General features: G+C 35.1%; 12 protein-coding genes. All 12 read right to left on the reverse strand.

From position 1 onward, the window contains the following. Positions 1-30: 30 nt before the first annotated feature. The 12 genes from recA to MJG50_RS00165 all read right to left on the reverse strand — a co-directional run bounded on the left by recA (position 31) and on the right by MJG50_RS00165 (position 11606). The gene (gene recA / locus MJG50_RS00110) at positions 31-1077 is read right to left on the reverse strand and encodes a recombinase RecA (protein WP_240251633.1); all 1047 of its coding nucleotides are present in this window, start codon (positions 1075-1077) and stop codon (positions 31-33) included. 217 nt (positions 1078-1294) lie between these two features. Continuing rightward, positions 1295-2542 (reverse strand): competence/damage-inducible protein A, encoded by a 1248-nt coding sequence (locus tag MJG50_RS00115; protein WP_240251635.1) that lies wholly within the window; start codon positions 2540-2542, stop codon positions 1295-1297. Positions 2543-2561: 19 nt separating this feature from the next. Further along, positions 2562-3140, reverse strand: a complete 579-nt coding sequence (gene pgsA, locus MJG50_RS00120) for a CDP-diacylglycerol--glycerol-3-phosphate 3-phosphatidyltransferase (protein WP_240251637.1) — start codon at positions 3138-3140, stop codon at positions 2562-2564. A gap of 90 nt (positions 3141-3230) precedes the next feature. Then, the gene (locus MJG50_RS00125) at positions 3231-4142 is read right to left on the reverse strand and encodes a helix-turn-helix domain-containing protein (protein WP_240251639.1); all 912 of its coding nucleotides are present in this window, start codon (positions 4140-4142) and stop codon (positions 3231-3233) included. A gap of 18 nt (positions 4143-4160) precedes the next feature. Beyond that, the gene (locus MJG50_RS00130) at positions 4161-4952 is read right to left on the reverse strand and encodes a YmfK family protein (protein ID WP_240251641.1); all 792 of its coding nucleotides are present in this window, start codon (positions 4950-4952) and stop codon (positions 4161-4163) included. A 153-nt stretch (positions 4953-5105) separates the two neighbouring features. Next, positions 5106-5351, reverse strand: coding sequence for a DUF3243 domain-containing protein (locus MJG50_RS00135; protein ID WP_240251643.1), 246 nt, complete (start codon positions 5349-5351; stop codon positions 5106-5108). Between the two features lie 76 nt (positions 5352-5427). Beyond that, on the reverse strand, positions 5428-6153 hold the full coding sequence (ymfI, locus tag MJG50_RS00140; protein WP_240251645.1) for an elongation factor P 5-aminopentanone reductase: 726 nt from the start codon (positions 6151-6153) through the stop codon (positions 5428-5430). Positions 6154-6200: 47 nt separating this feature from the next. Continuing rightward, the gene (gene yfmH, locus MJG50_RS00145) at positions 6201-7493 is read right to left on the reverse strand and encodes an EF-P 5-aminopentanol modification-associated protein YfmH (protein WP_240251647.1); all 1293 of its coding nucleotides are present in this window, start codon (positions 7491-7493) and stop codon (positions 6201-6203) included. Continuing rightward, positions 7493-8767 carry an EF-P 5-aminopentanol modification-associated protein YfmF gene (gene yfmF / locus MJG50_RS00150; RefSeq protein ID WP_431307245.1) on the reverse strand — a complete coding sequence of 425 codons (1275 nt, stop codon included), beginning with the start codon at positions 8765-8767 and terminating at the stop codon, positions 7493-7495. The genes yfmH and yfmF overlap by 1 nt, the downstream gene beginning before the upstream one ends. Positions 8768-8921: 154 nt before the next feature. Continuing rightward, the gene (locus MJG50_RS00155) at positions 8922-10400 is read right to left on the reverse strand and encodes a sodium:solute symporter family protein (RefSeq protein ID WP_240251651.1); all 1479 of its coding nucleotides are present in this window, start codon (positions 10398-10400) and stop codon (positions 8922-8924) included. Between the two features lies 1 nt (position 10401). Further along, the gene (locus MJG50_RS00160) at positions 10402-10584 is read right to left on the reverse strand and encodes a hypothetical protein (RefSeq protein WP_240251653.1); all 183 of its coding nucleotides are present in this window, start codon (positions 10582-10584) and stop codon (positions 10402-10404) included. Positions 10585-10652: 68 nt separating this feature from the next. Then, positions 10653-11606, reverse strand: coding sequence for an ABC transporter permease (locus tag MJG50_RS00165; protein ID WP_240251655.1), 954 nt, complete (start codon positions 11604-11606; stop codon positions 10653-10655).

The following is an 11606-nucleotide window of genomic DNA, read 5'->3' on the forward strand; positions in this document are numbered from 1 at the left end:
GACACAGATGTGCCTCTTCGATTGGTTCAATTAGTCCATTAAATCAAATTCTTCTTGATCTTGCTCCTTATCTACAGGTGCTATTACATCTTCATCAAGTTTGTAATGGACTCTAATTTGCTCATGAATTTCTTTTAATATTTCAGGATTTTCTTTCAAAAATTGCTTCGCATTTTCTCGTCCTTGACCTATTCGTTCTTCTTTATATGAATACCATGAACCACTTTTTTGAACGATATCCAACTCAGATCCCATATCGATAATTTCGCCCTCTTTAGAGATTCCTATTCCATACATAATGTCAACCTCTGCAACTTTAAAAGGAGGTGCTACCTTATTTTTCACAATTTTAATTTTAGTTTTATTCCCTACTATATCGTTTCCTTGCTTTAATTGTTCAGCGCGTCGCACTTCCAGTCTAACAGATGAATAGAACTTGAGAGCACGTCCACCTGGAGTTGTCTCTGGATTCCCGAACATAACACCAATTTTTTCACGAACCTGATTGATAAATAAAGCGATTGTATTTGATTTATTAATAGCACCTGATAGCTTACGAAGTGCTTGAGACATTAGACGAGCTTGCAGCCCCATGTGAGAGTCACCCATCTCACCTTCAATTTCTGCTTTTGGTACAAGTGCAGCAACTGAGTCAACAACTAGAATGTCTACAGCACCACTACGTACTAATGCTTCAGCAATTTCAAGTGCTTGCTCACCCGTATCTGGTTGTGAAAGTAATAATTCATCAATATTTACACCTAGTTTTTGCGCATATACTGGATCCAGCGCGTGCTCAGCATCAATAAATGCAGCTTGTCCACCAGCTTGTTGTACTTCGGCAATTGCATGAAGTGCTACAGTTGTTTTACCAGAGCTTTCTGGACCATATACCTCAATTATCCGTCCTTTTGGATATCCACCTATTCCTAATGCTATATCTAATGCTAATGATCCACTTGGTGAAGTCGATATTTTACGATCAGACTGTTCTCCAAGTTTCATGATAGACCCTTTACCAAATTGCTTTTCTATTTGTTTTAATGCCATTTCTAAGGCAGCTTGACGATCACTCATTGAATTTCCTCCTTTATCTTTGAAACTACTATTATTACTATACAATGTTTTCTTTGATTTGCCAAGTAAAAAATCGAACATTCATTCGGTAATTATCAGCCAATTTTTAACGCAAAAATTGTTTTTTAGTTAAGCAAAAAATTATTTTTTGTAATCTATTCATCACAAAAGCAATAAATAAGATAGATAAATAATAAAAAAACAGCTGATGTCAAGATCAACTGTCCAGTTCTTTTAACATTTTTAGTAGATAATAACAACCATACTTCACTGTTCTTGTACGAATTCCTTGACGTGTTCCGGTCAAAAGAAGTGGATATACCTTTGTAGGATAATTCAAGCAGGAAATCCCGATAATAACCGTTCCTACTGGTTTACCCTCTGACTCATTTGGGCCGGCAACACCTGTAAAACTAATCCCTATATCTGATTGAAGAATCTTTCTTACTTTCGTAGCTAGCTCTTCTGCAGTTTCTTCACTAACAGCACCTTTAGTTTCAAGAGTTGATTTGTTAACCCCAAGCACATGTTCCTTAATTTCATTTGTATAACAAACAACTCCGCCTTTTATCACTGCTGAAGCACCAGAAAGGCGAGTGAGCTCTTCTAAGAAAAGACCTCCTGTTAAACTTTCTGCTCCACTTATTGTTAGATTCATACCTTTTAACCGGTTCATTAACTCGTCGACTAATGAAGTAGAATCATAACCATATATGTATTCTCCAACACGGTCTGCAATCAAGCCTTCCGTTTCATCCAATAGTTTCTTTGCTATTTCGGGAGAACGATGCTTAGCGGTCAGTCTTAATGTTACTTCCCCATCCCCTGCAAGCGGGGCAATTGTGGGATTCGTTTGTGCCTCGATTAAATCTTCAATTTCTGTCTCAAGTTGTGATTCACCAATTCCAAAGAAACGTAGAACTCTTGATTCAATACGTTCAGCTTCACCAATTTGTTTTAACAAAAATTCGGATCCATATTTCAGAAACATTGGATTTAATTCTTTCGGTGGTCCAGGAAAAAGCATATATGTAATGTTATCGACTATAAAGCCCATACCAGGTGCCATTCCATGATCATTACTTAAAATATCAGATCCCTCAATAACTAAAGCTTGCTTTTTATTATTCTCAGTCATTATTCGTTTAGTTTTGATAAAATACTCTTCAATACCTTCTAATGCTTCCGCATCGGTTACTAATTTCTTTCCTAGTATCTTAGCAATCGTTTCCTTTGTTAAATCATCTTTTGTCGGCCCTAATCCACCAGTAAAAATAATTAAGTCTGCACGAGTTTGCGCAATACTGATTGCATTTTCTAAGCGACTCGAATTATCTCCTACAACGGTGTGATAATACACATTTATCCCAAGCTCAGCAAGTTGTTTAGATAAAAATTGTCCATTTGTATTCGCAATTTGACCTAATAGCAATTCAGATCCAACTGCAATTATTTCAGCATCCATCTAAATTCATCACCATCTTTTACTTAGAGTTTGCAAATATATGTTTGTTTTTTGCAAAATAATCCCAACCAGAGACAACTGTAAAAATGACAGCAATCCATAGTGCAACCATATCAAATGGGAAAGAAATAAATTCGAAAGGAAAATTATGTAACAATAATGCTGACACAGCTACGACTTGAGCCCACATCTTAATCTTACCTAACATTTTTGCAGCTGACACCTCTCCACCTTCTGCTAGAAGGAGACGAAGTCCGGTTACCGCAAATTCTCTACTAATAATAATAATGACCATCCAGGCTGGTGCTAATCCTAATTCAACTAATGTAACTAGCGCAGCAGACACAAGAAGTTTATCAGCTAGTGGATCTAGAAATTTCCCAAGATTCGTTACTAAATTATACTTCCTTGCAATATGCCCATCTATCCAATCAGTTGATGATGCAAAAATAAATATAAATGCTCCAACAAGGTCTTTAATTGGAATGGAAATTGTACTTATTGTTACATTGCCCCATCCAAAAGGAACAAACATCACAATTAGGAACAGTGGTATTAATAATATTCTGGCTACTGTTATTTTGTTTGGTAAATTCACTTACAATACCTCCAAGAGAAAAAATCAGTTTCTTCAATAGTGATAATACACTTATAAGGTAAAAAAAGCCATCAATATGATGACTTTTTGTTATTCGGTTACTGCTGGTGTATAACGAATCGTAATTTTTTGTGTTACGACTTTGCTTGGGTCAAATGGATATTCAAAAATTTCACCGTTAATTTTCACTTCAAGATCTGATGATCTCCCAATGTTAAAAATGACCTCAGTTTCATTTGTCAAATCTAATTTTTCCATTTGTCCATCTGCTATTGTTTCATATATAAATTTATGATTCTTTTTGTTCTTTACATCAACCCATGCTTGACCATCAACTTTTGCAGTTAGCTCAACCATAAACGCTTCAGCATTTTTTAATTCGTAAGTTGCAGTACTTGAGCCCTTTTCAGTTTGCACTAACTCTTGTACAGGTTTTTCTTCAACTGCCTCATCATCTTCTCCTGAAGTATCATCCGTTGTATCATCCGTTTCTCCGGCTACAGCATCATCAACATCTTCATCCTTCTTGTTATTCGGCGGATCTTCATTTGACTCATCATATTGTGTTTGTTCACTCTCAATTTCCTTCTTTGGTGATTCGGCAACATCATTACCTTTTTGGAACCACCAAAAAGCGAATAGTCCACCAAGGATGAAAACAATTACTAATATCATCGGAACCATTTCAACTAATTTTGAAGATTTCGTTGAAATTTGTTTTCTTGTCCGGACCCTTGAAATTTGCTCGGGGATATCTTCATTATATGTACCTGGAATGTCAGTTTTATACTCATCAAAAAGTTGCTCAGCCTCTAAACCGACTGCCTCAGCATATTGCTTAATAAATGCACGAACATAAAACTTCCCCGGCATCACATTGTAATTACCCTCTTCGATGCCAATTAAATATCGTTTTTGTATCTTTGTAAGATTTTGCAAATCATCTAATGTTAGATTTTTTGCTTCCCTTGCCTCTCTCAGTCGATCACCTAGTTCAGTCACTATTTTCACCTACCAATATTAAAAGTCAAAGCCAGAAAAATCTGAGCTTGCAAACATTTGCTGTTCATCCACTACTTCATATGTAATTTCTTCTTCTGGCTCATTGCGCAGTTCAATGATATAATCGAAGTCTTTCAACGTATACTCGGTATTTCTAACAAATATATCAGGATGCTCCACAACCTTTACAGCTGGTAACCTCATGATTTCACGGACTAACTGCCAATGCTTCTCGTTTGCACGTTTAGTTGATACAATTCCATCAATAATAAATAGATTGTTTTCATGATATTCATCTTCAATAAGCTCACTTCTAATTGTCTGTTTTAGAAGGGTAGAAGAGACAAATAACCATTTTTTATTCGCACACACACTAGCAGCAACAATTGACTCTGTTTTACCCACTCTTGGCATCCCACGAATACCAATTAACTTATGTCCTTCTTGTTTATACAACTCGGCCATGAAATCAACAAGTAATCCTAATTCGTCACGAACAAACATGAACGTTTTTTTATCATCAGCATCCCTTTGAATGTATCTACCATGACGTACTGCCAACCTATCCCTTAATTTAGGTTCACGAAGCTTAGTTACATTTATCGTGTCCATTGTATGTAAAATTGATTCAAGTCTTACTATTTGTTCATTACTGTCACATAATAAAAGCATTCCCCTTCTTCGGTCATCAACGCCATTGATTGTGACGATATTAATTGACAACATTCCCAACAATGAAGAAATATCACCAAGAAGACCTGGACGGTTTTTTGATATTTCATATTCAAAGTACCATTCTTTTTTCTCCATAAAACCATCCTTTAACGGTGGATATATTTGACATTATGACTAAAGAATATCAATACTTATTATAAACCAATCGTTATTCATTTTATAGTAATATTATTAGATTTTCATTCAAAATTAAAAAAGAGAGGAAAAATCCTCTCCTACAAAACTTTTCTACTCCTGAACAAGTTTAATCATCAAATCTGCAATCGCTTTTTGTTCCTCTTTTGAAGCAACACTCCAAAGATCAGCTAACACTTTTTCTTGCGCATTTTTAGGTTCAACTTGATTAGCGAGATAATCACCTAATTGATGTGCCATGTCAGATATGACATTTTGGTCCATCCCTTCAGATTTTGCTTGCTGTAAACGATCACCTAAAAAATCCTTCCATTGTTCAAAGTTGTCTAATACAGACATAAGTGACCCTCCTTATAAGGTTATTACATTTTATAGTTTGGCATTTGCTATCTAAATTTATGCGCAAGAAAAATTCTTAACAATGCCAGCCACCATTCACTGACAATACCTGACCAGTTATATACGTAGCCTGGTCCGACAAAATAAATTTTACCGCGTTAGCAACCTCTGACGGTTCACCAATTCTTCCTAGCGGAATATCATCACTAATGTATCCAAGATCGTCTTCAGAAAATTCACTAAGCATATTCGTATTAATTGCGCCGGGGGCTACTGCATTTACACGAATCCCACTTGGAGCTACTTCTTTTGCAAGGGCCTTTACAAATGAATTTTGCCCGCCTTTAACCATCGAATATAAAACTTCACATGAAGCCCCTATTAATCCCCATATGGAAGAGATAACGATAATATTGCCACATTTTTTCGATATCATATTTGGCAGTAATGCTTTTGTAAGTAAAAAGGGTGATGTAAGATGTAATGTGATCATTTTTTCAGTCGTATTACGATCGAAATCTGTTATTAAACCATATGTACTTTTCCCCGAATTATGGATAATGGCATCGATGGGATGATCGATTTGTTTAAGGACCTTTTCAACTCCGCTGTCTGTGCTCAAATCCGCTTGAACTAAAAAACTCTCCACATTTTGCTCCGCTAATTCATTCACTAGCTCGAGAGCAGATGATTCATTCTCATTATAATGAAGATATAGTGAATAACCTAGAGTTGCGGCCTCCAAAGCGATTGCACGTCCAATTCCACCACTTGCACCAGTTATTAATGCATACTTTTTCATACAAACTCCTCTTCCCTTAAAAAAACACCCTTTAAAAAAGGATGCTTTTACTTAACTCTTTTTGGTAATACTTGACACTCAGTCATACATTCTTCTTTAAAAAATTCATTTGTAAGCATTGTAATATCATCAATTGTTAGCGATTCCATGACAGGTACAACATCGAATAAATTCATTTCATTAAAGGCATATCTTGTAAATTGGTTTGCAATGTATTCAGGAGAGTTGAGTGATCGTAAAAACACTCCAATTTTCTTCTTTTTAACACGATCTAATTGCTCAGCAGTAATTGGAGATTGTTTACAATTCAACATAATTTCACGTAAACGCGAAGATAACTCATCGGGTTTCGTAGTATCCCCACCAATTATCGCAAAACCAAATCCGTATTCTTCTGTATAATCAAATGAAAATGTTTCATCGATTAGTCCCTCATCGTATAATTTCTCATAGTGCTCTGAACTTTTCCCAAATAACCAATCTAGAATAATATTAATGGACAATTCATTTTTTAACAAATCATTACCTGATCGCTTTGGATTCTGTGCTTTGACCCCAACTAAACATTTGGAGGATTGAACATTCATTTCAAGAACTTGCTTTTTCTTATAGACCTCTCTTTGTTCATCAGCAAAATAACGATTAATTTCCGGCTGATCCTGATAATCCTTTTTATCTTGATTTGAATGAATTTGATTTATCATTTTTTCAGGATCGACTGGTCCAACAATAAACAACACCATATTACTTGGATGATAAAAGGTTTCATAACACGTATATAATAAATCTTTCGTTATCTTTGAAATCGACTCAATTGTGCCTGCAATATCAATTTTTACGGGATGTTCTTTGAACATGTTTTGGATAACACCATAATAAAGCCTCCAATCAGGATTATCATCATACATTGTAATTTCTTGACCAATAATTCCTTTCTCTTTCTCTACCGTTTTTTCGGTAAAATATGGGCTCTGTACAAAATCCATTAATGTTTCTAAGTTTTGCTCAACGTTTGATGTGCTCGAGAATAAATATGCCGTTCTTGTAAAGGAGGTAAAAGCATTGGCCGATGCACCTTGTTTACTAAAGTCTTGAAATACATCACCATCCTCTTTTTCAAATAATTTATGCTCTAGAAAATGGGCAATTCCATCCGGCACCCTTATCATTTCAGTTTCCCCTAATGGTGTAAACTGATTATCAATCGATCCATATTTAGTAGTGAACGTAACATACGTTTTGTTAAAACCCTTTTTCGGTAATATGAACACATGTAACCCATTTGAAAGCTTCTCTTGATATAAGTCTTCCTGAAGCTGATCGAATGTTATTTTTTCCATTATTCTGCAGCCTCCATTCCAGTAAGGAAATAAATAGTATCAAGCTCAATCTTCTTACCAACTTCAATTACTTGTTCTTTCGTTACTTCTTGAATCCCATTCATCCATTCATCAATCGAACGTTTTTTCATTGAAATTACATTATGGTATAAAACTTCGGCTACTCCTCGTGAAGTGTCGATCGTTTCAAGTAATTGATTTTTAATAACTGCTTTTGTTTGGGATAAGGTTTCATCAGTGAAATCACCCTGTAACATCGCATCCATTTGTTCCTTAATGATAGTGACTGCTTTATCAAAATTTTTAAATTCAATTCCTGACATGACCATTAATAAGCCCTTATGACTTTCAACTCTAGAAGCTGCATAATAAGCTAAACTCTCTTTTTCACGAACATTAATAAAAAGCTTTGAATGTGAAAACCCACCAAATATTCCATTAAAAACTTGCAAGGCATCATAATCAGGGTCACTATATGTCGTATTTGTACGATAACCAATATTCAATTTACCTTGCTTAACATCTTCTTTTTCAATAACCTCATTTACATTCGATATCTTTTTATCAGTAGATGTTGGTGGTTGTGATTTTATTTGATTTGAAAATTTAAAACAACTTGATACCATTTTTTCAACTTCAGTCGGGTCAATATTCCCAATTATATAAAGATCAATTTCATCTTCAGCGATTACTTTATGATAATATTCATATAGGGATTGTGCAGAAATTTTTTCAATATCATCTATTCTCCCGTTTACATGAAGCTGGTACGGTTCACCTTTACACATTTCTTCCACTAACCGCAAATTTGAATACCTCATTTTATCATCATAAACAGCTTGAATTCTTTGTTTTAAACTACGTTTTTCTTTTTCTACTGTAGAACTCTTAAATACACCGTTTTCAAGAACAGGTGATAAAATAATATCACTTAATAAGGTAATCGCTTTATTTAATAATGGAGTTTTATCCTTTAAAAAGAGTTCATTCGCAATTTCTACTCGTATTGTAATGACATGGTACTCACCTTTTTTTGAAAGGTCAACATTCAAACTGGCACCATATAAACCATCTAAAAATGTACGTAAAATGGTTGAGGAAGGATAATTCTTTGTCTCGCTTTGCAGAACGTATGGGAGCAAAGCTCTTTGGGTTACAAATTCGGCTTCCAATGGGGCTTTCATTTTTAAAACTAAAGTGTTTGTTTTATACTTATCGGTAGTTATCGTATGAAGCGTTAATCCATTTATTTGCTGCTCTTTCTCATCAATCAGCATCATTAATATAATCTCCTCCTTAGGCTCATAGTTTATTTTTCAACTAAAACGAAGAAATTAATCTTAAAATCACTATAACCCCAGATTAGCAAAAAATTCAAGTTATGAAGAAAAAGCTAGTTATGTCAAACTAACTAGCCTCTAAAATAAGTTATGCTGATTTTGTATGTTTTTGCATGGCAGTTCTAACATATTCTAAAAACTCATTTGCCTTTTGTTCAGGAGCTTTCGTAACGAGACTAACAGTAATAAATAAAATGATTGCAGACACTAATCCCCAAACACCAGAACCAAGTCCAAATGGTTTAAACTTTGTTATTTCAAGAATGATTACGAGTAATCCTCCAATCGATACACTCGATATAACCCCCGCTGCAGTTCCTCTTCTCCAGAAGAATGCCCCAATTATTGCTGGAACTGAAACAATTAATCCTGAGGATGCCGCAACAGACAAAACTGCAATTAAATTAAGCTGTAATTGAGCAAAAGCATATGCAAGAATTGCAATTACAGGAATTATAAATTTTCCAACCTTTAATTGTTTTTCTTCATTTGAACGTTTACCGGTACCACCATAAACATCTCTGGCAAATAATGAAGACAGTGTTAATAAAATGGAATCAATGGTGGAAATAGCTGCTGCCATAATTGAAACCATCACAATTACACCTAGAACAGGTGGGATTAAATCTGAAGATAATAAGTTCGGTGTTGCAACATCAGGATTATCAAGTCCTGGAAATAGCATGATCGCCGAATATCCCCACATAACTGAAACAATTGTATAAATTAATCCGAACACAAGAAAGCCTAATACCATTCTTCGTAAGCTTTTTAATGATGCAGGCATATACATTCGTTGACTTACTTGTGGATTTGAAATACTAAAGAAAATCCAAGGTATTGTAAGAGATAGGAAGGTAGTAAAACTAAAATAACCATTTCCAGGTACTACTAATGACTTTGGATGTTCAGTACTTAAAGTACCAAAAAATTTACCAAAACCACCTAAGCCATTTACAAGTAGTAATACTACAATTGTTGATGAAATAATCATCATTAATGCTTGTAATGAATCAGTCCACATAACCGATCTAATCCCTGCAAAATACGTGAAAACAATTGCTAAAATTGTCGCAATGATTGCACCTGTTGTAAACGAAATTTCACCATCTGTCATCCCTTCTAATAAGTATCCAACCCCTGCTAATTGTACAGCACTGTATGGTATTAAAAATAAGCAGCTAGAAAGTGAGATGATTGTCGCTACCTTTTTATTATCATAGCGGTCTCCAAGCATTTCTGACGGAGTAACATAACCATATTTTTTTCCAACTAGCCAAAACCGTGGACCAAAAAAAGCAACTAGCGTAACTCCCATAAAATAGATAATTTCAAAACCAAATGCTCCTACTCCACCACGGTAGGTTAATCCAGCAAGTCCAACCATCATGAATGCACTATACGTTGTCGCACTATAGCTTAATGCAGATACGAATCCGTTCATCTTCCGGTTGCCCAGAAAATACCCTGCCATGTTTTTTTGCTGCTCTTCCCTTGATATGTAAGCGATGTATAGGGATATCACTATATATATAACAATGCCCCACCATATTAATGATGTACTCATTTTAATCCCTCCAATCTTTAACTAGGATGTAATTAATTCCAATAATTAAGAGGGCTAATATGATCCATAATAAGAAGCTACCGTACCAAAATGTAATATTTTTCAAAATGGTAAAAGGAATGATGTATGCTAATAAAATTAAGCAGATACATAGACCCCCCCATAATAATTCCTTTTTGCTCATTAAACTCCTCCTCATTGTCAAAAAGAGGAATGACTTCATAGTCATTCCTCGTCTTTATTAATACCCAATTATCTCTTTCCTGAATCAAAAGGTTCGCCTGCTGCTTTTGGAGCCTGTGATGATTTAGAGAAAACAACCAACGCAAGCAATGTAACAACATACGGGAAAATCTTAAGGATAATTGGCGGGATTACTGCAAGTTCAGGAATAACTTGTGAAACGTTTGCCACTGTAGTTGCAAACCCGAAAAATAAAGTTGCACCCAATATACCAAATGGCTTCCATTGACCAAATATTAATGAAGCAAGTGCTAAAAACCCTAATCCAGAAACAGTTCCTGTAAATTCACCAGCATAAGTAACGATTATTAGAGCCCCACCTAAGCCAGAAAATGCACCAGATAACATAACACCTATATAACGAACTCTTCTGACGTTAACACCGGCAGCCTCTGCGGCCTGTGGATACTCCCCACACGCCCTTAAACGCAACCCAAATTTTGTTTTATATAAAACAAAAGCACTGATAATTAAGATTAATAAAATGACCCATGTTGTCCAATATGTTTTAGAAAAAAACAAGTCTCCTATGATCGGAATTTTCGACAAAAATGGAACATTATCAGAAACAAATCCGGAAGTAATCCGAATATTACCACTACCAGTAATATTCCTTGCTAAAAATATCGTTAATGCACCAGCAATCATATTAATTGCAGTACCACTAATAATTTGGTCTGCACTTAAATTAATACTTGCAAATGCATGTAATAACGAAAATAAAAGGCCAGCTAACGCGGCTACTAATAATCCTACCCATAAAACGAGGGAATGATTCGACCATATATCTTGAAGATAATGAATCGTAAGGGCACCTGCGAATGAACCAATAATCATCAACCCATCTAGACCAATATTTACGACACCACTTCTTTCACTAAATAAACCACCTAAAGCTGTAATAAGAAGAGGAATCGTAAAGACAATCGCATAAGGAAATATTTGTTCAATAATCGTCCACAT

The sequence above is a fragment of the Fredinandcohnia quinoae genome (assembly GCF_022427965.1).
GTDB classification, from domain to species: Bacteria; Bacillota; Bacilli; order Bacillales; family Bacillaceae_L; genus Ferdinandcohnia; species Ferdinandcohnia quinoae.

Excerpts from the sequence above, each read along its gene's own strand:
- recA (WP_240251633.1), bottom strand. The coding sequence starts at position 1,077 with ATGAGTGATCGTCAAGCTGCCTTAGAAATGGCATTAAAACAAATAGAA.
- MJG50_RS00115 (WP_240251635.1), bottom strand. The coding sequence starts at position 2,542 with ATGGATGCTGAAATAATTGCAGTTGGATCTGAATTGCTATTAGGTCAA.
- MJG50_RS00130 (WP_240251641.1), bottom strand. The coding sequence starts at position 4,952 with ATGGAGAAAAAAGAATGGTACTTTGAATATGAAATATCAAAAAACCGT.
- MJG50_RS00135 (WP_240251643.1), bottom strand. The coding sequence starts at position 5,351 with ATGTCTGTATTAGACAACTTTGAACAATGGAAGGATTTTTTAGGTGAT.
- ymfI (WP_240251645.1), bottom strand. The coding sequence starts at position 6,153 with ATGAAAAAGTATGCATTAATAACTGGTGCAAGTGGTGGAATTGGACGT.
- yfmH (WP_240251647.1), bottom strand. The coding sequence starts at position 7,493 with ATGGAAAAAATAACATTCGATCAGCTTCAGGAAGACTTATATCAAGAG.
- MJG50_RS00155 (WP_240251651.1), bottom strand. The coding sequence starts at position 10,400 with ATGAGTACATCATTAATATGGTGGGGCATTGTTATATATATAGTGATA.
- MJG50_RS00160 (WP_240251653.1), bottom strand. The coding sequence starts at position 10,584 with ATGAGCAAAAAGGAATTATTATGGGGGGGTCTATGTATCTGCTTAATT.
- MJG50_RS00165 (WP_240251655.1), bottom strand. The coding sequence starts at position 11,606 with ATGTGGACGATTATTGAACAAATATTTCCTTATGCGATTGTCTTTACG.